The organism is Wenzhouxiangella sp. YN9 (genome assembly GCF_056324165.1).
Genome location: NZ_JBJNIP010000053.1, coordinates 26,398 through 48,450 on the forward strand (window position 1 = coordinate 26,398; position 22,053 = coordinate 48,450).

General features: G+C 64.5%; 18 protein-coding genes. 9 read left to right on the plus strand and 9 right to left on the minus strand.

Translation table 11 applies throughout. From position 1 onward, the window contains the following. Positions 1-3 precede the first annotated feature (3 nt). From ACEWQ0_RS01550 to ACEWQ0_RS01560, 3 genes are read right to left on the minus strand one after another with little or no spacing between them, the layout of a single operon-like run. Complete coding sequence (locus ACEWQ0_RS01550; protein WP_476484293.1) at positions 4-1,110, minus strand: prephenate dehydrogenase/arogenate dehydrogenase family protein; 1,107 nt, start codon at positions 1,108-1,110, stop codon at positions 4-6. A 3-nt stretch (positions 1,111-1,113) separates the two neighbouring features. After that, positions 1,114-1,680, minus strand: coding sequence for an elongation factor P-like protein EfpL (gene efpL / locus ACEWQ0_RS01555; protein WP_476481575.1), 567 nt, complete (start codon positions 1,678-1,680; stop codon positions 1,114-1,116). Between the two features lie 16 nt (positions 1,681-1,696). Next, positions 1,697-1,948 carry a hypothetical protein gene (locus ACEWQ0_RS01560; RefSeq protein WP_476481576.1) on the minus strand — a complete coding sequence of 84 codons (252 nt, stop codon included), beginning with the start codon at positions 1,946-1,948 and terminating at the stop codon, positions 1,697-1,699. On the opposite strand from ACEWQ0_RS01560, the gene ACEWQ0_RS01565 reads away from it, so the two are divergent. Next, positions 1,925-3,256, plus strand: coding sequence for a diguanylate cyclase (locus tag ACEWQ0_RS01565; protein WP_476481577.1), 1,332 nt, complete (start codon positions 1,925-1,927; stop codon positions 3,254-3,256). The genes ACEWQ0_RS01560 and ACEWQ0_RS01565 overlap by 24 nt on opposite strands. Positions 3,257-3,393: 137 nt before the next feature. Continuing rightward, complete coding sequence (locus tag ACEWQ0_RS01570; protein WP_476484294.1) at positions 3,394-4,977, plus strand: FMN-binding glutamate synthase family protein; 1,584 nt, start codon at positions 3,394-3,396, stop codon at positions 4,975-4,977. 53 nt (positions 4,978-5,030) lie between these two features. On the opposite strand, the gene nadC is transcribed toward ACEWQ0_RS01570, so the two are convergent. Genes nadC through nadA form a run of 3 tightly spaced genes read right to left on the minus strand, consistent with a single transcriptional unit; the run spans position 5,031 to position 8,534 of the window. Next, entirely contained in the window at positions 5,031-5,885 is an 855-nt protein-coding gene (gene nadC / locus ACEWQ0_RS01575) for a carboxylating nicotinate-nucleotide diphosphorylase (RefSeq protein ID WP_476481579.1), read from the minus strand. A gap of 29 nt (positions 5,886-5,914) precedes the next feature. After that, positions 5,915-7,432: an L-aspartate oxidase gene (locus tag ACEWQ0_RS01580; RefSeq protein WP_476484295.1), complete on the minus strand. Its 1,518-nt coding sequence runs from the start codon at positions 7,430-7,432 to the stop codon at positions 5,915-5,917. A 4-nt stretch (positions 7,433-7,436) separates the two neighbouring features. Beyond that, positions 7,437-8,534: a quinolinate synthase NadA gene (nadA, locus tag ACEWQ0_RS01585; RefSeq protein ID WP_476481581.1), complete on the minus strand. Its 1,098-nt coding sequence runs from the start codon at positions 8,532-8,534 to the stop codon at positions 7,437-7,439. A gap of 167 nt (positions 8,535-8,701) precedes the next feature. Here nadA and ACEWQ0_RS01590 point away from each other — a divergent pair, with 167 nt between their 5' ends. The 3 genes from ACEWQ0_RS01590 to purT are packed head-to-tail and all read left to right on the plus strand — an operon-like array spanning position 8,702 to position 12,490. Continuing rightward, on the plus strand, positions 8,702-10,945 hold the full coding sequence (locus ACEWQ0_RS01590) for a S9 family peptidase (protein ID WP_476481582.1): 2,244 nt from the start codon (positions 8,702-8,704) through the stop codon (positions 10,943-10,945). 13 nt (positions 10,946-10,958) lie between these two features. Continuing rightward, complete coding sequence (locus ACEWQ0_RS01595; RefSeq protein ID WP_476484296.1) at positions 10,959-11,312, plus strand: PilZ domain-containing protein; 354 nt, start codon at positions 10,959-10,961, stop codon at positions 11,310-11,312. Then, positions 11,309-12,490, plus strand: a complete 1,182-nt coding sequence (purT, locus tag ACEWQ0_RS01600; protein WP_476484297.1) for a formate-dependent phosphoribosylglycinamide formyltransferase — start codon at positions 11,309-11,311, stop codon at positions 12,488-12,490. The genes ACEWQ0_RS01595 and purT overlap by 4 nt, the downstream gene beginning before the upstream one ends. A gap of 27 nt (positions 12,491-12,517) precedes the next feature. Here purT and ACEWQ0_RS01605 read toward each other — a convergent pair whose 3' ends face one another. The 3 genes from ACEWQ0_RS01605 to sucC form a co-directional block, all read right to left on the minus strand. Continuing rightward, positions 12,518-14,143: an NAD+ synthase gene (locus tag ACEWQ0_RS01605; protein ID WP_476484298.1), complete on the minus strand. Its 1,626-nt coding sequence runs from the start codon at positions 14,141-14,143 to the stop codon at positions 12,518-12,520. 133 nt (positions 14,144-14,276) lie between these two features. Further along, positions 14,277-15,149, minus strand: a complete 873-nt coding sequence (gene sucD / locus ACEWQ0_RS01610; protein ID WP_476481586.1) for a succinate--CoA ligase subunit alpha — start codon at positions 15,147-15,149, stop codon at positions 14,277-14,279. Between the two features lie 12 nt (positions 15,150-15,161). Further along, complete coding sequence (gene sucC / locus ACEWQ0_RS01615; protein ID WP_476481587.1) at positions 15,162-16,325, minus strand: ADP-forming succinate--CoA ligase subunit beta; 1,164 nt, start codon at positions 16,323-16,325, stop codon at positions 15,162-15,164. 256 nt (positions 16,326-16,581) lie between these two features. Between sucC and ACEWQ0_RS01620 the strand changes: the two genes are divergently transcribed. The 4 genes from ACEWQ0_RS01620 to egtD are packed head-to-tail and all read left to right on the plus strand — an operon-like array spanning position 16,582 to position 21,993. Further along, positions 16,582-18,249, plus strand: a complete 1,668-nt coding sequence (locus ACEWQ0_RS01620; RefSeq protein ID WP_476484299.1) for a two-component system sensor histidine kinase NtrB — start codon at positions 16,582-16,584, stop codon at positions 18,247-18,249. A 26-nt stretch (positions 18,250-18,275) separates the two neighbouring features. After that, a complete protein-coding gene (locus ACEWQ0_RS01625) occupies positions 18,276-19,694 on the plus strand; it encodes a sigma-54-dependent transcriptional regulator (RefSeq protein WP_476481589.1) in 1,419 nt (472 codons plus the stop codon). Next, on the plus strand, positions 19,694-21,043 hold the full coding sequence (gene egtB / locus ACEWQ0_RS01630) for an ergothioneine biosynthesis protein EgtB (protein ID WP_476484300.1): 1,350 nt from the start codon (positions 19,694-19,696) through the stop codon (positions 21,041-21,043). Before ACEWQ0_RS01625 ends, egtB begins: the two co-directional genes overlap by 1 nt. Beyond that, positions 21,043-21,993 carry an L-histidine N(alpha)-methyltransferase gene (egtD, locus tag ACEWQ0_RS01635; RefSeq protein ID WP_476481591.1) on the plus strand — a complete coding sequence of 317 codons (951 nt, stop codon included), beginning with the start codon at positions 21,043-21,045 and terminating at the stop codon, positions 21,991-21,993. The genes egtB and egtD overlap by 1 nt, the downstream gene beginning before the upstream one ends. Positions 21,994-22,053: the final 60 nt, after the last annotated feature.

Sequence of the window (22,053 nt, forward strand, 5' to 3'; positions counted from 1 at the left end):
CCTTTACAGATCGGAAAGATAATCCCGGCCGCGCGTCATGAGGTCGCGGAATGCGTCGGCGTCCTCGTCTGCCACCGCTTCGACAAACCGCTCGACAGCCTGCTTGAGCTGCCCGCGCACCTGATCACCGTAGCGATTGAGCGCCTGGATCTCGAAATAGAGGTCGGGGTTCTCGCCCACGACATCACGCGCGATGGCCAGCTGACGGTCGAAAGTGGTGCTCGACAGGCCGGCCAGACGTTCAGCCGGCAGGCCGCTATCGGCCAGGGCCGTGAAGAACACGACGCTCAGCGCGTGCGACAAGCCCAGCACCGGCGCCATCAGCCGATCGTGTTCGTCGACATCGATCTCGACCACCTCTGCGAGCGTGTCGGCAAACAGCGCGGCGGCGGCATCAACGGCCTCACGGTTGCCCACGTCCATGAGCAGCACATGCTTTTCCGACAGCAGATGGGTGTCGGGCCCGAACATGGGATGGACCGAGCAGATCCTGAGCCCGGCTTCGGCAGTGGCTCTGAGCGCCGGGATCAGCGGCGACTTGAGGGAGCCAATATCGAACACCAGGGCATCGGTTTCACGTTGCCCCAGCTCTTCGAGAATCCGGGCCGAGGCCCGCAGCGGTGCAGCAATGACGATGATCGCCACATCGGCTGGCGCATCACGCCAGTCCGCAAAGTGCGCGCGATCGCCGGGCTCGGCCGCCGGATCGGCGACGAGCACGTCAAACCCCTGGCCGTCGAGAAAATCCGCCAGCCAGCGCCCCATGCGCCCGGCGCCGCCGATCAGCAGCGCGCGCCGGCCGCGCCCGTGCTGCGCCAGGCGCAGCCGGTCCTGCTCCTGGCGAGTCAAAGAGGCTTCGATCAGGCGCTGGAAGAGGTCTTCGGCCAGCGCCGGATCCAGGCCCCGGGCCTGAGCCGCCTGGCGCACGCCATCGAGCACCTGACGCTCACGCTGGAAATCGCGCAGCTGCCGCCCGTGACTTTTCTTGAGCCGGCCGATGTCGGCAACCAGCTGCTGGCGCCGTGAGGCCAGCTCGATCAACTTTTCGTCAACACCATCGAGCTCGCCTCGCAGCGCATCGAGTCTGGACTGCAGGTCGTTGTCACCCATGATTCAGACCCGGCTCATGAACTCGCGGGTTTCGGTGTTGACGCGCACCTTTTCACCGGGCGTGATGTAGTCGGGAACCTGCAGCTCCAGGCCAGTCTCCAGCGTCGCCGGCTTGTTCGACTTGGCCGCGGTAGCCCCTTTCATCACCGGCGCGGTGTCGGTCACCTCCAGCACCACTGACTGCGGCAGTTGAATGGCGACCGGCGCGTCGTCGATGAGCAGCACAAAAATCCCCTGAAGGCCGTCAGTAATGAAGTCGAGGGCATCCCCCACCGCCTCTTGTGAAATCAGATACTGGCTGAAATCCTCGCTGTCCATGAACACGAACTGATCGCCATCGCGATAAGAGAACTCACTCTGGCGACGCACCAGATCGGCTTCCTTGAGTACGTCATCACCCTTGAGGGTGACGTCCTTGCGCCCGCCACCGGGAATGGCTTGCAGCTTGAACCGATACAGCGTTCCGCCACCGCGCGCCGTGGGCGCCGAGCGATCGATGCTGAGCACTGTGTAAACCGCGTCTTCGTATTCAACAACCTGGCCACGCTTGATTTCACTGACTCTGGGCATTTGTGCTCCGAACTGTTTACAAAGACGGCAAAGCATACTGCATCTGCCGCCTGTCGGGAAAAGACAATCCTTGACAAGCAAGGCCTGCCGCAAGATTGTCGCAGCGGCGTTCCGCGGCCCGGCTGCTGCCGTGTCCGGCGCGGCTGAATGCAAAATCTCCTGGCTGCCCGGCAAATCGCAGCGCCGCCGGCTGTGCTATGTTTGACAGCCGACGAAGTTGTGCTGCTTCGGCCAAGGACAGGCGTTGAAAATACTGGTCGTCGATCATTCCAAGGTGTTTCGTGCCATCTGGCAGCGTCTGATGCAGCGCGCCGGGCACGAGGCCCTGCTCTGCGAAGACGGCGAAGCCGGCCTCGAGCGAATCCGGGCCCGGCGTGTGGACATGGTCTGCGTTTCCCTCTCCCTGCCCGATACCGACGGCATCGAATTCACCCGCCAGGCGCGCAAACTTCCCAACGGACGCGATCTGCCGGTGATCCTCCTCACCTCGATCGAAGACAAGGAGGCGCGGCGACGCGCTTTCGAAGCCGGCGTCACCGATATTCACGCCAAGACCGATATTCAGCAGCTTTTCAACCGGGCCCGCCGTTTCAGCCGCGGCGGCCAGTCTTTGGCCGATCCCACGTCGGGCCGGGTGCTGTATGTCGAGGACAGCCCCACAGTCAGCCGCATCATGATTCATCTGCTCGGCAAGATGAACCTGAAAGTCGACCACTTTCGCAGCGCGGCCAGCGCCTGGGAGGCTTTTGATGCGGATCGCCACGACATGGTCATCAGCGACATCCTGGTCGAGGGCGACATGAGCGGCGTCGCGCTGGTCAGCCGGCTCAGAGAGCACTACCCCGACAAGACCCGTCTGCCTATCCTGGCGATGTCGGGCCTGGAAGATCCGGTGCGGCGAGTCGAGCTGTTCCGGCTGGGCGTCAACGACTTCATCAACAAGCCGGTCATCATGGAAGAGGCGCGCGCGCGGATCAGCAACCTGATCGTCAACAAGCAGCTGTTCGAGCAGGTACAGCAGCAGGGCCTGCAGCTCTATGACATGGCCATGACCGACCCGCTGACCGGCCTGCACAACCGCAATGCCCTGAGCGACTTCACCCGGCAACTGGACCGGCGTGAGGGCCAGGACAAGGCCGGGCTGAGTCTGATCCTCATCGATATCGATCATTTCAAGCGGGTCAATGACCAGCACGGCCACTTGATGGGAGACGAGGTACTCAGCCAGGTGGGCGATCTGTTGACCCGCTCGTGTCGCAACGAAGACTTTGCCGTGCGCTTTGGCGGCGAAGAGCTGCTGCTGGTGCTGCCCGGCTGCCCGCTGGAGGTCGCAACACGCCGGGCCGAGCAGCTGCGAAGCGCGCTGGAATCGCTGCAGCCCGCTGGCCTGAGCATCACCGCAAGCCTGGGCGTGACCGCGGCCGAGCCCGGCGACAACGCCAGCCTCGAAGACGTCATCCGTACCGCCGATCAGGCCGTCTACGAAGCCAAGGACATGGGCCGCAATCGGGTGGTGACGCTACAGCCGGGCAAGAAGCCGCTGATCCGGTATCGTCATGCGCCGTCACTCGGCTGAAACCCGAAGGCTGCCGCGCGCGCTCCCGCCGCTGGCGAAGCCATCAGCATTCCCGGCGAGCATCGCCCCGCAGCCAGGCGTTTTCCCGACTCGTTGAAAGTCACGGAATCCACGGCTGGGTACGCTAGACTTGCCGCATGGCACGACAATACACCTTCGTCATCCTGCTCATTGCAGCGGCATTCATCGGTTTGCTCGGGCTGATGTGGCCACCCGTCTGGTGGACCCTGCTCGTGATTGCACCGCTGTTGGCGCTGGGCATTCACGACGCCATGCAGACCGAGCACACGGTGCTGCGCAACTTCCCCATCATTGGCCACTTTCGTTACCTGATCGAGCATATCCGGCCCGAAATCCAGCAGTACCTGGTCGAGAGCAACCTGGACGCCTACCCGGTCGAGCGCGAGTACCGCTCGCTCATCTACCAGCGCGCCAAGGGCGATCTCGAAACCCGGCCGTTCGGCACCCATCGCGATGTCTACAGCCCCGGCTACGAGTGGGCGGCGCACTGCACGGTGCCGGTGCCGCCGCTCGAACACGAGCCGCGCATTGACATCGGCGGCAAGGACTGCCGCCAGCCCTATTCATCTTCACTGCTCAACATCTCGGCGATGAGCTTCGGCGCGCTGTCCTCCAACGCGATACTGGCACTCAACGGCGGCGCGAAAGCCGGCGGCTTTGCTCACAACACCGGCGAAGGCGGGGTCTCGCGCTACCATCTGGAGCATGGTGGCGATCTGATCTGGCAGATCGGCAGCGGCTACTTCGGCTGCCGCACTCCAGAGGGTCGGTTCGACCCGGAGCGGTTCGAGCAGGTCGCGGCCGGAGAAAGCATCCGCATGATCGAGCTCAAGCTCTCGCAGGGCGCCAAACCCGGCGCGGGCGGGATTCTGCCGGCCCCCAAGGTGAGCCGCGAAATCGCCGAAGCCCGCGGCGTGCCGATGGGAGAGCCCTGTATCTCGCCGCCGGCGCACAGCGCTTTTTCCACGCCGGCCGAGCTGATGGAGTTCATTGGCCGAATGCGCGAGCTGGCCGACGGCAAGCCCGTAGGCATGAAGTTCTGCATGGGCCGCATCAACGACTTTCTTGCCATCTGCCGAGCCATGCTCGACACCGGCATCCGACCCGACTTCATCACCGTCGATGGTGGCGAGGGCGGCACCGGCGCCGCGCCGCTGGAGTTTTCCAATTCACTGGGCATGCCCAAGCGCGACGCCATCGTGCTGGTGCACGACATCCTCACCGGCACCGGCCTGCGCGAGGATATCCGTGTCATCAGCAGCGGCAAGATTCTCAGCGCCTTTCACCTGATCCGCTCGCTGGCGCTGGGCGCCGACGGCTGCAACAGCGCGCGGGCAATGATGTTTGCCCTGGGTTGCATCCAGTCGCTGCGATGCAACAGCAATACCTGCCCGACCGGAATCACCACCCAGGATCCGGCGCTCAAGCGCGGACTGGTGGTCGAAGACAAGCTGCCGCGGGTCAAGCGCTATCATCAGCGCACCATCGAGGCGCTGGTCAAGATGCTCTCGGCCATGGGGCTCAAACACCCCGACGAAGTCAAGCCCCACCACATCTATCGCCGCGAACGCGACCTTCGGGCAGTCAGCTTCGCCGACCTCTATACCTTTCTCGAGCCCGGGCAGCTACTCGACAGCAGCAACGGCCACGGCGCGTTCAGTGAGGCCTGGCAGAGCGCCCGCTCCGACCGCTGGACCTGATGCCCGGCCGCGCAGTCGCTCTCGGGCATCTTTCTCTGCGGAGCACTGAGCACTCAGGAACCGTGATCGTCCAGCCCCAGATCCAGGCAGGGCGCAGAGTGCGTCAACGCGCCGATGGAGATGACATCCACGCCGGTTTGCGCGATTGCAGCGACGGTATCGATGCGCACATTGCCTGACGCCTCCAGCGTCACGCCCTGCCCCTGGCAGCGCGCCACTGCCCGCTTCAGGTCGGCGTTGCTGAAGTTGTCCAGCAGAATGCTGTCGGCACCGGCCGCGAGTGCGTCGTCGAGTTGATCGAGTGCGTCGATCTCGACGGCCACGCGCAGCATGTGGCCGGCCCAGGCGCGGGCGCGCGCTACCGCGGTATCAACGCCGCCGGCGACGGCCACGTGATTGTCCTTGATGAGAATGGCGTCATCGAGCCCGAAGCGATGACGCACGCCGCCACCGGCGATGACCGCCTCCAGTTCCAGCGCGCGCAGGCCCGGGGTGGTCTTGCGCGTGTGGGCAATGCCCGCCCGCGTCCCGGAAACCGCATCAACGAATTTTCGCGTCAGCGTGGCGATGCCGCTGAGCCGACCGAGAAAATTCAGCGCCGTACGCTCGGCGGTCAGAATGGCCCCGGCCGGGCCGTGCAGGTCGGCGACCACACTTCCCGGGGCAAGCGCATCGCCATCCGCCTGGCGCCAGTTCAGCTCAATGCCGGGGTCGACGCGGGCAAAGGTTTCTGCAGCCGCGGCGGTGCCGGCAAGAACGCCGGCCTGGCGCGCGGCAAGGCGGAAACGTCCCACCGCATCGGCCGGCACCGTAGCCAGGGTCGTGACATCCCCGCGGCCCCCCAGATCTTCGGCCAGGGCGGTCGCAACGATGTCGGTGTACGGGTTTCGCGGGCGTCGGTCAGTCATGCGTTTCGATTCCTTGGAAATGAGGACGGTCAACCGGGAAAATGGGGGCGGTCCACCGGCGGGGTCGATGCGAGTGCCCGGCGACTCGATTCACCCGCCGCAGTCTGCTCGGGGCTGTCACTGCGAAAATGCGCGCCGCGGCTTTGACATCGGCTCAAGGCGGCGCTGACGATCAGCCGGCTGGTCACCAGCGCATCGGCAGAGCCCCGCGCATGCTCGAGTTCGTCGATGAGCGCAAGCAGCTGGTTCAGCCCGGCGCCGCTGCGTTCCACGCCGGCATGCGCGGCCATGCCTCGCCGCAGTCGCTCCAGCGACTGCGACGGCAACACCGGTGCGTAACCGGGCACGGCGGACGATGACGCCGCCGGACCCGCAGCAGCCAGCCCCTTACCCGCCAGTGCCCCCATGACCAGCGCTTCGGCCAGAGAGTTGGAGGCCAGGCGATTGGCGCCGTGCGCACCGGTACAGGCAGCCTCACCGACGGCATACAGGCCAGCAACATCAGTACAGCCGTCCAGCCCGGCGGCAATGCCGCCCATATGATAATGCGCTGCGGGCGCCACCGGAATCGGCTCACGGCGAGGATCGATCCCGGCGCAACGACAGGCGCGAAAGACCCGCTGGAAACGCTGGGGAAAGTCGTCGCCAATCGCCTGGCGCGCGTCCAGAAAAGCGCCCGCGCCCGACTGCACCTGGCGATGAACCGCACGCGCCACGACATCACGCGGGGCCAGTTCGGCCCGAGGATGCAGCGCCGGCATGAAGCGTTCGCCGAAGCGGTCAACCAGGACAGCGCCTTCACCGCGTAACGCCTCGGTCGCCAGCGGCGCCGGATCATGGCCGATATCAATCGCGGTGGGATGAAACTGGACGAATTCGGCGTCGCGGACGGTCGCTCCCAGTCGCGCGGCCCAGGCCAGCGCCTGGCCCTGGCTGCCCAGCGGGTTGGTGGTCAATGCATAAAGTCCTCCGACCCCGCCGGTAGCAAGCACCGTGGCATGGCCGGCCAGCGCCTGCAGCCGACCACTGCCGGTGGCAACAACCACACCGCCACACTCGCCGTTCTGGCCGGCGAGCAGCCCGATCACCGAAGCGTGTTCACAGAGCGTGATGTGCGCGGCTCGCCTTGCGGCGGCAACGAGGACCCCCACAATGGTCGCGCCAGCGCGATCCCCGCCTATTCGCGCGACCCGGGCGCGCGAGTGCGCGGCCTCGCGCGACAGCGCCCAGCGACCATTGCTCTGCTGTTCGAACGGCACGCCCAGGCGCAAGAGCGCCTCGATCTGTTCGACAACGCGGCAAGTCAGCGCAGCGGCCACGCCCGGATCAACCAGCCCGGCACCCGCTGCAACCGTATCGGCGGCATGCTGGTCGGGCGTGTCGTCGCCATCAAGGGCGGCGGCAATCCCGCCCTGGGCCCACTCACTCGAGGATTGACGGCCCAGGGCGCCGGCCGTGACGACCATCACCGGCCGCGGAGCGGCATTCAGCGCTGTCCACAGGCCGGCAATGCCGGAGCCGACCACGATGATCGGCGACGAGCCCAAGGCATCACACGCTGACGTAGTCAGCGCCGCGCTCGGGTCCGGCGGTATCGAACGCCGGCGGCTTGCCGCTGCCGGGCAGATCGAGCATGGCCTGGAGGCTGGCCCGCGCGCGCTCGGCAACGTCAGCAGAGACATGGATCTCGAAGCGCATGTCGCGCAGCGAGCGATAGATGTTTTCCAGCGTGATGCGCTTCATGTAGGGGCAGAGATTGCACGGGCGAATGAACTGTGTGCCGGGGTTGGCCACGGCCACGTTGTCGCTCATCGAGCACTCGGTAATCAGAATCGCCTTCTTCGGTCGATGCTCGGCAACGAAATTGGCCATGGCGCCGGTGGAGCCGGCGAAGTCGGCGGCCCGAAGCACGTCCGGCGGGCATTCCGGATGGGTGATGATCATTGCGTCCGGATGCTCGTTACGCAGGTTCTCGATTTCACTGCGGGTGAATTTCTCGTGCACTTCGCAGTCCCCACGCCAGGTGAGAATGCGCACTTCGGTCTGGCTGGCCACGTTTTTCGCCAGGTACTCGTCGGGAATCATGATGACTGTATCGCTGCCCCACTGCGCCGCAGCCGCCTCGACCACCGCCACGGCGTTGGATGAGGTGCAGCAGATATCGGACTCGGCCTTGACCTCGGCGGACGTGTTCACGTAGGTCACGATCGGATAGTCCGGATAAGCCGCCCGGATACGCCTGACGTCTTCACCCGTGATCGACGATGCCAGCGAGCAGCCGGCTTCCAGGTCGGGAATCAGCACGGTCTTTTCGGGCGACAGGATCTTTGCCGTTTCGGCCATGAAGTGCACCCCGGCCTGAACGATGATGTCCTGCTCGGCCTCGGCAGCTACCTGCGCCAGCCTGAGCGAATCACCGGTGATGTCGCCCACGCAGTTGAAAATCTCCGGCGTCATGTAATTGTGCGCCAGGATCACGGCATTGCGCTCGGCCTTCAGGCGGTTGATGGCGTCAATCAGCGGAGCGTGCAGTGGCCATTCCGCCTCGGGCACGACATCGCTGATGCGCTCATGGAGGCCGTCGGTTCGCGCACGAACGGCGTCGTCGTAGGGCAGCTGCGCGGGAGACTCGGGATAGTTGCTGTGCATGACTGAACTCATGATTGAACCACTTTGATCATTCAAGCCGTGTGCATGTTAAACCTTCGGCACTGTGAAATGGGATCGGCAAGGCCTATTTTCCAGCCGCCGACGATTTGCCTTCCGGCCGGCAGCGCCCGACAATAGGGAATTTTAACGCAGCCCCCGACCCGACCATGCTCAACCGCGCCCTGCCCGCACTGCTCTTCCTGCTGCTGTCTGCCACGCCGCTGGCTTCGGCCCGGGGCGAGACGCTTGACCTCGAACGCATTTTCGCCAGCCCGAATCTGGCCGGACCCACGCTGCGTCGCGCCGAACTCTCGCCGGCGGGCGACCGAGTCACGTTTCTGCGAGGCCGCGAGGACGATCGTCAGCTGCTGGACTTGTGGGAGTTCCACATCGAAGAGCGCAGCATGCGCGTGCTGGTCAGCGCCGATGCGGTGATGCCCGAACAGCGCGCGCTGTCCGCCGCCGAAGAGGCTCGCCGCGAGCGCGAACGCATCGCCGATCTGCGCGGCATCGTCGACTATCGCTGGTCGGCCGACGGACGCTTCCTGCTGTTTCCCATCGGCGGCGACCTGTTTGTACTCGACATGCACGCCGACAACGCCGAGGTAAGGCAGCTCACCGACACCACGGCCTTCGATACCGACCCGCAGATCGCTCCCGACGGCCGGCACGTGGCTTTTGTGCGCGAGCGTGACCTGTGGCTGGTCGAGCTCGAATCCGGCCAGGACCGGGCGCTGACCGACAGCGCCAGCGATACCGTTGCCAACGGCGTGGCCGAATTCATCGCCCAGGAAGAAATGGGCCGTTCGACGGGTTTCTGGTGGTCACCCGACGGCCGGAAACTGGCGTTTCTGCAGATCGACGAGGCGCCGGTTGCGGTCACTCGCCGCTACGAGGTCGAGGCCGAGCGCATCGAGATGGTCGAGCAACGCTATCCCCGTGCCGGCACCGACAACGTCCACTATCGACTGGGCGTGATCGACATTGCCACCGGCGAAACGCGCTGGATGAACCTGGGCGACGAACACGACATCTACATTCCGCGGGTGCAGTGGCTGCCCGACTCACAGCGGCTGAGCTTTCAGCGCCAAAGCCGCGATCAGCAGCGTCTCGAGCTGCTGCTGGCCGACAGCGACAGCGGCAGGGCCCGCACCCTGCTGAGCGAAACCAGCGACACCTGGGTCAACCTGCATGACGATCTGCACTTTCTCAGGCAAATGCCAGCATTCATCTGGTCATCCGAGCGCGATGGGTTCCGGCACCTCTACCTCTACGATCTCGACGGCGAGATCATTCGGCGGCTGACCGCCGGCCAGTGGCAGGTCGATGCATTGACCGGCGTCGATGAGGAACTGGGCATGATCTACTTCACCGCCGCACAAGTCTCGCCAAGCGAAAAGCAGCTGTATCGTCAGTCGCTGATCACGCGATCGCCGGAGGTGGTCAACCGAATCTCGCGGCGCTCAGGCTGGCATGAGGTGAGCATGGATGCGGCGGCGCGAGTCTACGTCGACACCTATTCCAGCAGCCGCCAGCCGCCGCAACTGTCGCTGCATGATGTCGACGGGGCGCGCCTGGCCTGGCTGGTCGAAAACCGGCTCGACGACCAGCATCCCTACGCACCCTATCTCCGCGGCCACCGACCGACCGAGTTCGGCACCATCATTGCGCCACAGGGTCATGAACTCCATTACCGCCTGATCCGGCCGGCCGACTTCGATGCCGACAAGCGCTATCCGGTATTCGTTCACGTCTACGGCGGACCGACGCACCGCATGGTCACCGACAGCTGGTCGCGGCGACTGCTCATCGACCAGTACATGGCGCGGCGTGGGTATGTCGTCTTCTCGCTCGACAACCGCGGTGTGGAGCGACAGGGCAAGGCCTTCCAGGAAGCCGCCCACCTCAAGCTCGGCCAGGTGGAGATGCCGGATCAGATGGTGGGCATCGACTGGCTGCGTTCACAGAACTTCGTCGACCCCGATCGCATCGGCATTTTCGGCTGGAGCTACGGCGGCTACATGAGCCTGATGGCCCTGGCACAGTACCCCGGTGAGTTCGCCGCCGGCGCGGCGGTGGCTCCGGTCACCGACTGGTCGCTCTACGACACCCACTACACCGAACGCTACATGGGCCGGCCGCAGGAGCAATCGCAGGCTTATGAGCGCGGCGATGTGCTGACCTACTCCGACGCCATCGTCGATTCGCTTCTGCTGGTCCACGGCATGGCCGACGACAACGTCCTGTTCACCCACTCGACCCGGTTGATGCACCAGCTGCAGGCACGCGCCTTTCCCTTCGAGCTGATGACCTATCCGGGCGAGAAGCACGCCATTGCCGGCGAAGGCCCGCGCCTGCACGTGTACCGAACCATCACCGATTTCTTCGACCGCAAGCTCGGTGGGCATTGATCCGGAGTCCGACATGTCCGAACAACGCAAATACGATCGCCACGACTCGATCTTCTATCTGGAGATCTTTGACCGACATACCGGCAAGCTGCTGGGGCACGCGGTCGACCTGTCCGACAAGGGGCTGATGATGATCACCAGCCAGCCAGTGGAGCGCGGTCGCCAATTTGCGCTGCGACTGCAGCTGCCCGAACCGGTGGAAAGCGGCAACCGCGCGGTCGAGTTCGACGCTGAAACCCGCTGGTGTCGCCAGGAGGCCAACCCCGATCTCTACGGCGTTGGCCTTGAAATCGCCGACCCGCCGGGAGCTTTCCGGCGCGCCCTGCAGGATCTTGGCCGGGGCTATACCTTTCCGGGAAAGCAATGACCCGCATCGGCACGCCACATTCGCCCGGTGCCACGCGCGTGATGCTGCTTGGCAGCGGCGAGCTGGGCAAGGAAGTCGCCATCGAGCTGCAGCGCCTCGGCTGCGAAGTGATTGCGGTGGACCGCTATCAGAACGCCCCCGCCATGGCCGTCGCCCACAAGCACCATGTCATCGACATGCTTGACCGCCAGGCCGTGCTCGACATCGTCGAACAGGACCAGCCGCACCATATCGTGCCCGAGATCGAGGCCATCGCAACCGATGCCCTGCTGCTGCTCGAAGAGCAGGGATACAACGTCATCCCCACCGCACGCGGTGCGCATCTGACCATGGACCGCGAGGGCATTCGCCGCCTCGCTGCCGAGCAGCTGGAACTGCCGGTTTCCAGCTACCGATTTGCCGAAACACGCGCGGGCTTCGAGCAGGCCGTGGCCGAGATCGGCCTGCCCTGTCTGGTCAAGCCCGTCATGTCCTCCTCGGGCAAGGGGCAAAGCCTGATCAGCGACGAGGCCGATATCGAGCGCGCCTGGCAGTACGCCCGGACGGGGCGGCGCAGCGGTGCGGGCAAGGTCATCGTCGAGGGACTCGTCGATTTCGATTACGAAATCACCCTGCTGACGGTTCGTCACGCGGGAGGCACGCTGTTCTGCGAGCCCATCGGGCACACCCAGGAAGACGGCGATTACCGCGAATCCTGGCAGCCGCAGCCCATGAGCACAACGGCGCGGTCAAGGGCCGAATACATGGCCGGGGTCGTCACCGAGGCACTGGGTGGCTACGGCGTGTTCGGCGTCGAATTCTTCATCAAGGGAGACCAGGTCTGGTTCAGCGAAGTCTCGCCGCGACCGCACGATACCGGTCTGGTCACCCTGATTTCGCAGGACCTTTCCGAGTTTGCGCTGCACGCCCGCGCCATCCTCGGGCTGCCGATTCCACGAGTGGTACAGCGCGGCCCCGCCGCTTCGGCCGCCCTGCTGGTCGAGGGCGAATCAAGGCAGGTGGTCTTCGAAAACCTAAACCCGGCGCTGAGCGAACCCGACACCGCCCTGCGCTTGTTCGGCAAGCCGGAAGTGAGCGGCCGCCGGCGCATGGGCGTGACCCTGGCCCTCGGCGAGAGCATCGCCGACGCCCGAGGCAAGGCCACGACCGCGCTCGCGGCAGTCGCAGTCAAGCTCTGAGCGGGCGCGCATGTGGCAGGTGCGCGTTCAGCCGCTGTCGCGCCATCCCGAGGTTATCGGGTAGCGCCGATCACGCCCGAACGCCTTGCAGGTGATGCGCGGCCCCGGCGCGCCCTGCCGGCGCTTGAACTCCGCTCCGAGCACCATGCGGGCAATCCGCCTGACTGCGGCTTCACCGACATCAGGGTTGGCCGCAGCGATCTCGGCAACGGACTGGTCGAGCTCCACGTAGCGGACAATGATGTCGTCAAGTACCGCGTAGGGCGGCAGCTTGTCCTGGTCAAGCTGGCCGGGCGCCAGCTCAGCTGAAGGTGGGCGCTCGATCACGCCTTCGGGAATCGCCGGCGAAAGACCGTTGCGCCAGCGCGCCAAATCATAGACCAGGGTCTTGAGAACGTCCTTCAGCGGGCTGTAACCGCCGGACATGTCGCCGTAGATGGTTGAATACCCGACCGCCAGCTCGCTCTTGTTGCCGGTTGCCAGCGGCAGGTAGCCAAACTTGTTGGACAGCGCCATGACCACGTTGCCACGCGCACGGGCCTGCAGATTCTCTTCGGTGAAGTTCTCGCGCGTGCCGGCGAAAACTTCGGTCAATTGCTTCAGCTGGGCCTGATAGATCGGCTCGATGGAAATATTCTCGAAACGCGTTCCCATCATCGAGACCTGCTCACTGGCCAGGATCAGCGACAGTTCGGCGGTGTGGCGCGAAGGCATCATGACCGGCAGCACGTGTTCGGCTCCCAGGGCGTCAACGGCCAGCGCCATGGCCAGCGCCGAATCGATTCCTCCCGACAGACCGAGCACCACCGACTGAAAGCCGTTCTTGTGGGCATAGTCCCTCAGCCCGCGCTTGAGCACCTCCCACAAAAGCGGCAGTCTCTCGGTGACACCGACGGGCCAGTGGCGATAGTCAAAGCGCTGACTGTCGGGATCGAAGTCCAGGCACAGCAAAGCCTCTTCGCACAACGGGGCCGGATCGGATAGCTTGCCGTGGCCGTCAATTGCCAGCGAGTGACCGTCAAACACCAGCTCGTCCTGCCCGCCGATGCAGTTGAGATAAACCAGCGGCAGACCGGTCTCGCGCTGGCGCACTGCAAGCAGCTCGGCGCGCTCGCGCTGCCTGCCCTCGTGGAAAGGAGAGGCATTGACCGAAACGACGAGCCGGGCTCCGGCCTGTTTGGAAGCTTCAACCGCGGCGCTGCTCCAGAGATCCTCGCAGATGACCACGCCCACCGGGACTCCGGCCACATCGACGACCAGCGGCGCATGGCCCGCTCGGAACCAGCGACGCTCGTCGAACACGCCCTGATTCGGCAGCTCCCACTTGTCGTAGGTGGCGATGATCTCGCCATCACGCAGCCAGGAGACGGAGTTGAAGCGCTGGTCGCCGTCGACACGGGGGTGACCAACGACCACGTCGATGCCGTGCACTTGCGCTGCCAGCTCGCGCAGGGCAGCAGCGGCTGAGTCCATGAACGCCGGGCGCAGCAGCAGATCCTCGGGTGGATAGCCCGTCAGCGCCAGTTCGGGAAAGACGAGCAGTTGCGCACCGAGCTCATCGCGTGCATGCACAAGGTATTCGAGCATGCGTGCCCGGTTGCCGGCGATATGGCCGACCTGGAAATCGTCCTGCGCCAAAGCGATTCGAAGCATCTCGACCCAGCTCCTGAAATGCAGGAACCACCGAATTCACCGAAGACACCGAACGTCGTGCTGTTTCGGTGTCTTCGGTTGATTCGGTGGTCCCGTGTCTTGGCCCCTTGCCCGCTGACCCGGGCCGGGGATGCTACTTCAGACGACCGGCAATCGCGTCGCCCAGCTCGGTCGGCGAGCGCACCGTGGTCACGCCGGCCTGCTCCAGGGCCTCGTACTTGGCTTCAGCCGTACCCTGACCACCGGCGATGATGGCGCCGGCATGGCCCATGCGCTTGCCCGGCGGCGCGGTCACGCCGGCAATGTAGGCGGCCACCGGCTTGCTGACGTGCTCGGCAATGTATTCCGCGGCTTCCTCTTCAGCCGACCCACCGATCTCGCCGACCATGATGATGCCTTCGGTTTCGGGATCCTGCTCGAACAGCGACAGGCAGTCGACAAAGCTCATGCCCTGGATCGGGTCACCACCGATACCAATGCAGGTCGACTGTCCCAGGCCAACCTTGGTGGTCTGATAGACCGCCTCGTAGGTCAGCGTACCCGAGCGCGAGACCACGCCGATCTTGCCTTTCTTGTGGATGGGACCCGGCATGATGCCGATCTTGCACTCGTCGGGGGTAATGATTCCCGGGCAGTTCGGGCCGATCAGAGTGACGTCATCGTAGTTGCCGAGCGCGGCCTTGACACGCATCATGTCAAGCACCGGGATACCTTCGGTAATGCACACGATCACGCGCACCCCGGCGTCGGCCGCCTCGAGGATGGCATCGGCGGCAAACGGCGGCGGCACGAAAATCATCGATGCCTCCGCGCCGGTTTCTTCCACCGCTTCGTCAACGGTATTGAACACCGGCAGGCCCAGATGCTCCTGACCGCCCTTGCCCGGGGTCACGCCGCCAACCATGCGGGTGCCGTACTCAATGGCCTGTTCGGAGTGGAACGTGCCCTGACTTCCGGTAAAGCCCTGGCATATCACTTTGGTTTTCTTGTCAATCAGTACACTCATTTACAAATTCCTTCAGGCGCCTGCCGCTTCCACGGCCTTGCGCGCACCGTCATTGAGATCGTCGGCAGCGATGATGTCGAAGCCGCTGTTGGCAAGCATTTCCTTGCCCTTGTCCACGTTGGTTCCTTCCAGCCGGACGACCAGCGGAACCTTCATCTCGACATCCTTGACCGCATTGATGATGCCTTCGGCAATGGCGTCGCAGCGCACGATGCCACCGAAGATATTGACCAGAATGGCCTTGACCTCGTCGTCGGAGAGAATCAGCTTGAACGCCTCCTTGACGCGCTCGGCGTTGGTGCCGCCACCGACGTCGAGAAAGTTGGCCGGCTCACCGCCCGCCAGTTTGATCACGTCCATGGTCGCCATGGCCAGACCGGCCCCGTTGACCATGCAAGCGATGTTGCCGTCGAGGGTGACGTAGTTCAGATCGTGCTTGCTGGCGGCCAGCTCGGTCGGATCTTCCTGCGACTCATCGCGCATCTCGGCGATATCGGGGTGGCGAAACAGCGCGTTGTCGTCGGCGGTCAGCTTGGCGTCGAGCGCGCCCAGATCGCCGTTGCCGTCGATGATCAGCGGGTTGATCTCGATGAGATCGATGTCCTTTTCCATGAACAGTCGATAGAGGCTGCCCATGATCTTGACCAGCTGCTTGATCTGCTTGGCGTTGAGCCCCATGCGATAGCCGATATGGCGTGCCTGATAGGGCATGAAGCCCGCAGCGGTGTCCACCGGCGCGGTGATGATCTTTTCGGGCGTGTCGGCGGCAACCTGTTCGATATCGACCCCGCCAGCGGCCGAGCCCATGAACACCACCGATTTCCTGCTGCGGTCCACCAGGGCACCCAGGTAGAGTTCCTGTTTGATATCCGTGGCTTCGGCAACCAGCACCGAGTTGACCGGCAACGCGCGACCACCCGTCTGGTAGGTCTCGATGCTCATGCCGAGCATCTTGTCGGCCGCCTCGCGCACCTCCTCGAGACTCGAGACCAGCTTGACCCCGCCGGCCTTGCCACGCCCGCCGGCGTGGACCTGGGCCTTGACGACCCACTCGCTGCCGCCGAGCTTTTCCGCCGCCGCGACGGCCTCATCGGCAGTTGTTGCCGGATGGCCGCCCGGCACGGGGATTCCGTACTGCTCGAACAGCTCCTTGGCCTGATACTCGTGAAAATTCATGCTTGGAAAACCTGTCTGGTGTAATGAATGTGTAAGAAGGCCGACTTTGACCAAAGCCGCATAGTGTGAAACATGGCGGGCCGATTATCAATCCGGCTTCCGGGGCGTTTTCCCCGTGTCGATACCGGAGGCAGGCCGCCGCCGGAATGCGATAGTATACTCCCCGACAGAGGTTCCCGCGGCAGGCGCACACCAGATACATGTCCACGACGGCGGCACTCAAGACCCCAACCACTTCGAGCAGAGGGCGTTTCAGGTGAAAACTTTCGGAACGCTGGTCGCAGACGAAGAAGTCGTCGGTCGCGCACTCCATTATCTCAATTCATTCCGGCTGCTGGCCTCGGTCGCGGCCCTGCTGGCCGTCTTCAGCGTGCTCTCGGCCGAGATCGAGGGCTATCGCATCTTCCTGGCCCAGGCGGCAGCCATTACCTATGCCGCCAGCGCCGTCAGCTTCTTTGTCCTGCACCTGCGCAAATCCATCGATGTCTCGGAACTGGCGTCGTTTTCCCTGGCCAGCGACCTGATCCTGGTCAGCCTGATCCTGCACGCCTTCGGCGGCATCGAAAGCGCGCTGGTCATCCTGCTGCTGTTCAATATCGGCATTGCCGGGCTGATCCTGGACCTCAGAACCACGCTGCTGTTTGCCTCCCTGGTGGCGCTGGGCCTGCTGGCCGACGCCTGGCTGAGCCGGCATGGCGCGCTGGAACCCCGCGTACTGTTTCAGCCGGGGCTGTACGGCGTCGGCGCTTTCGGCATTGCCGTTGGCGCCTCCCTGCTCGGGCGCTGGGGGCGTGAATACAAGCTGCTGGCCGAGCGGCGCGGGCTGGACCTGGCCAATCTGGGGCATATCAACGAGCTGATCATTCACAAGCTGCGCTCAGGCGTACTGGTGGTCGACGCGCAGGACCGGATCCGGCAGATGAACGAAGCCGCCTGGTATCTGCTGGGCAACCCGCCGGTGAGCGAGCGCAACCTGCAGACCATCGCGCCGCCGCTGGCCGACCGGCTCGAGCGCTGGCGCAAGACCGGAAAAACCGAGGATGAAGGCCTGCTGCTGCAGTCCACCCAGTCGGCTGTGGTACCGACCATGCTGACCATGCCCGGCATCAACGATTCCGCGGCCACCCTGATCTTTCTGGAAGACACCTCAGTGGTCACGCGGCGCGCGCGCGACCTGGCGCAGGCCTCGCTGGCGCGGCTGTCGGCCAGTATTGCCCACGAAATCCGCAACCCGCTGGGCGCGCTCAGCCACGCCGGGCAGCTGCTGGGCGAATCCGAGCAGCTCGACAAGGCCGACCGCAAGCTGGTGGACATGGTTCTCAACCACGCCACCCGCATGAACGACATCGTCGAAAACGTGCTCAAGCTTTCACGCCGGGAGCGGGCACGCATCGACTCGGTCAATCTGATCAGCTGGCTGCGAAAACTGGCCGGAGATTTCCGTCAGTACCACAAGCTCGATTCCAGCCGAGTGAAGGTCGAGCTGCCCTCGGCCTCGATCATGGTATTGATCGACACCAGCCAGCTCAGCCAGGCTGTCTGGAACCTGATGGAAAACGCGCTCAGGCACGCCGGCACGGAGGACCGGGAGCCGGTCATCACCCTGCGGGTCAGCCCGATCCGCGGCCACCGTGAAATTGCGCTCGATATCATCGACAATGGTCCGGGCATACCGCTGGAAAAGCGTTCGCAGGTCTTCGAGCCCTTCTTTACCACCCATAAACAGGGATCCGGCCTCGGGCTCTACCTGGCCCGGCAGCTGTGCGACGCCAACCAGGCACCGCTGGAGTACGTCCAGGTACCCAACAGCGGCGCCTGTTTCCGCATTCTGCTGCGGCGCCCGGAAACAGACGAAATGCGCAAGAAGGAAGACGAAAAGGCCAAACGCAAGTCCCGCGCCCGGCGCGTAGTGGGCAGAAACTGACCGTAATCTCCGAATAGAGGATGCTGATGAGCGAAATGCGCGCATTGGTGGTGGATGACGAACCCGATCTGAGGGAGCTGCTCGATATCACCCTCAGCCGCATGGGGCTTGACGTCGACACCGCCGAAGACCTGTCGACGGCCCGGCGCCTGCTGGCCAACGGCACCGAGTACGCCTTCTGCCTGACCGACATGCGCCTGCCCGACGGCAACGGGCTGAGCCTGATCAAGGAAATCTCGCGCGACCACCCCGACATGCCGGTGGCCATGATCACCGCCTACGGCAAGGTCGACGACGCGGTGACCGCGCTCAAGTACGGGGCCTTCGACTTCGTATCCAAGCCGGTTGACCTGGAAGTACTGCGCAACATGGTGCGAACCGCCATCAAGATGCGCGAGGACGACGCCGAAATCGCCGGCGCCCCGGAACCACCGCCACGCAGGCAGGAGCCCGAGCCGGACGACTCGGCTGCGGGCACGCCCAAGGGCGAAAGCCTGTTGCATCAGCGCCTGATCGGTACCTCCCAGGCGATGGATCGGGTTCGCCAGACGATCACCAAGCTGGCGCGCAGCCAGGCTCCGGTTCTCATCAGCGGCGAGTCGGGCACCGGCAAGGAACTTGCCGCCCAGCTGATTCACGACCTCGGCCCGCGCGCCGAAAGCCCGTTTGTAGCGGTCAACTGCGGAGCCATCCCCTCCGAGCTGATGGAAAGCGAATTCTTCGGCCACATCAAGGGCAGCTTCACCGGCGCCGACGCAGACAAGGAAGGGCTGTTCCAGGCGGCCAACGGCGGCACGCTTTTCCTCGACGAGGTGGCTGACCTGCCGCTCAGCATGCAGGTCAAGCTGCTGCGCGCCATCCAGGAGAAAAGCGTGCGCCCGATCGGCGGGCGCGAGGAACTCAAGATCGACGTGCGCATCCTTTCGGCGACGCACAAGGCGCTCAGACCGCTGGTGGAGTCGGGTGAATTCCGCAACGACCTCTACTATCGCCTCAACGTCATCGACCTGCCCATGCCCAGCCTGCGCGATCGCCGCGGCGATATCCGGCTTCTGGCCGAGCATTTCCTGGGGGTGATCGGCGAACAGTGGGGCGAGCCGCCGCGCAAGCTCGGCACCGCCGCCATGGACAGCCTCCAGAGCCACAGGTTTGCGGGCAACGTGCGCGAGCTGGTCAACATCCTCCAGCGTGCGGTCACGATGTGCGAAGATGACGAAATCACGGTCGAGGATCTCAACATCGAGCAGCCGATGCTCGACGACAGCGGTGCTGACGTCAGCCCGCCCGAAGATCGCAGCCTCGACGACTACATGGAAGACATCGAAAGGCGAATTCTGGAAAAAGCCCTGGTGGACGCCCGATACAACAAGACCGAAGCCGCCCGTCAGCTCGGCATCTCCTTTCGCTCCCTGCGCTACAAGATCAAGAAATACGATATCGACTGATGGCTGCCGACGCCGACCGCAAACACAGGGGCGATGGAACCGAGAGCGACCGCCCCCCGGTCTGCAACCGGGTTGCGCTCGAGTCTGTCAGCCGCTCGACGCTCGTGCAGGACTTTGTGCGCGTGCGCGCAGCTACCGAATCGCTGGCCGAAAATCTCTCGGCGGAAGACCAGACTCTGCAGCCAATGCCCACGACCAGCCCGGTCAAGTGGCACCGGGCACACACCAGCTGGTTTTTCGAAACCTTCTTGCTCAAGCCTTTCGACGACCACTGGCGGGAATTTCATCCGCAGTTCAACTACCTGTTCAATTCCTACTACAACGGCATCGGCCAGCAGTACCCGCGACCGAAGCGCGGCCTGATCACGCGCCCCGACGTCGCACAAGTGGGCGCGTATCGGCGCGCGGTAGACCAGGCCGTCTGTCAGCTGATCCAGCACAGCCCGCAAAACCGGTGGAACGAGCTCGCCGCCCTTGTCCGGCTCGGGCTCAATCATGAGCAGCAACATCAGGAATTGATCGTCACTGACCTGAAAAACGCTTTTGCCCACAACCCCCTGCATCCGGCCTGGGTCGAGCGTCCGTCCACCAGTACGCACTCGGCTGCGCCGCTGCGCTGGCTGGCGTTTGCAGAAAGGATCGCGGAAATCGGCAGCCACGACGACGGCCGCTTCTGCTTTGACAACGAACTGCCGCGCCACCGCGAAGTGATCGCAGCCTTTCAGCTGGCCTCGCGACCGGTGACCTGCGGCGAGTACCTCGCCTTCATGCAGGCTGGCGGCTACGACGACCCCGACCTCTGGCTTTCCGATGGCTGGACCTGGCTCCAGGAAACCGGCATTCGCGCGCCCTTGTACTGGCAGCAGGATCAGGATGGCCGCTGGTGGCTGTATACGCTGGGCGGGCTGCGCGAGCTTGACCCGGAGGAAACGCTGGCTCACGTGAGCTTCTACGAAGCCTTCGCCTATGCCCAGTGGGCTGGCGCCCGGCTGCCGACCGAAGCCGAGTGGGAACTCGCCGCCAGCACCGCCGGCGGGCCTGACGGGCCGTTCGCCGAGGACGGCCGATTTCACCCGGCCGCAACGGCCGACGAGCAGTCCGCCGACACCCCGGCCGGCCTGTTCGGCAACGTCTGGGAGTGGACCGCCTCGAGCTATGCTCCCTACCCCGGCTTCAGAACGCTGCCGGGCGCGGTGGGTGAATACAACGGCAAGTTCATGCTCAACCAGATGGTGCTGCGCGGCGGCAGCTGCGCCACACCGGCGGGACACATCCGCGCCGGCTATCGCAATTTTTTCTATCCGGGCGATCGCTGGCAGTTCAGCGGCATCAGGCTGGCGCGCAACTGATGACCGCCGGGGTCGAAACCGAACGCTTCCGCGCAGACGTGATCGCGGGGCTTTCCCGGCGACCGCCGTCGATTCCCTGCAAGTACTTCTACGATGCCAGGGGTTCGGAGCTGTTCGAACGCATCTGCCAAACGCGGGAATACTACGTCACCCGCGCCGATCTCGCCCTGCATCGAGCCCATATCAGCGATATCTCCGCGCGCATCGGAGCGGATGCCCATGTGATCGAGCTTGGCTCCGGCGCCGGCGTCAAGACGCGGCTGCTGCTCGAGGCGCTGGAACACCCCCGCGCCTATACGCCGATCGACATCTCGGCTGCCGCCCTGTCTGCGGCTACAAGCGAGCTCGAACGAGCCTTTCCACATATCCCCATGCATCCGCTGGCGGCCGACTACACCCAAACGATCGCGCCGGCCACGCTTGCTCTGGAGCCGGCGGCAAAGCGCCGCATCATCTACTTCCCCGGCTCGACCATCGGCAATTTCGAGCGCGAGCCGGCCGTCGATTTTCTTGCGCGGCTGCGCGACATGGCGGGGCCCCGGGGCGCTGTCCTGATCGGTGTCGACCTGATCAAGCCCATCGAGGTCCTGCTGGCCGCCTACGACGACGCCGAAGGCATGACCGCGGAGTTCAATCGCAACCTGCTCGAACGCCTGCAGCGCGAACTCGGCGCCCGCCTGGAAAAGAGCGCCTTTGCCCACCAGGCACGCTGGAGCGACGAGCACAAACGCATCGAGATGCACCTGACCGCGCAACGGCCGACCCGCATCGCGATTGGCCAGCACAGCTTCGAATTTGCCAGCGGCGAGTCCATTCACACCGAGAGCAGCCACAAATACTCGCTCGCTTCCTTCCGGCAGCTGGCGGCCGCAGCGGGACTGCGCTCCGAACAGGCCTGGCTTGACCCGGATGAGCTGTTCTCGATGCACTGGCTCGTTGCCGACGCCTGACCCGAGCTGATGCGTTGCCCGGCGCGCGATGCGCCGACATGCGTTGATCTATGCCGTCGC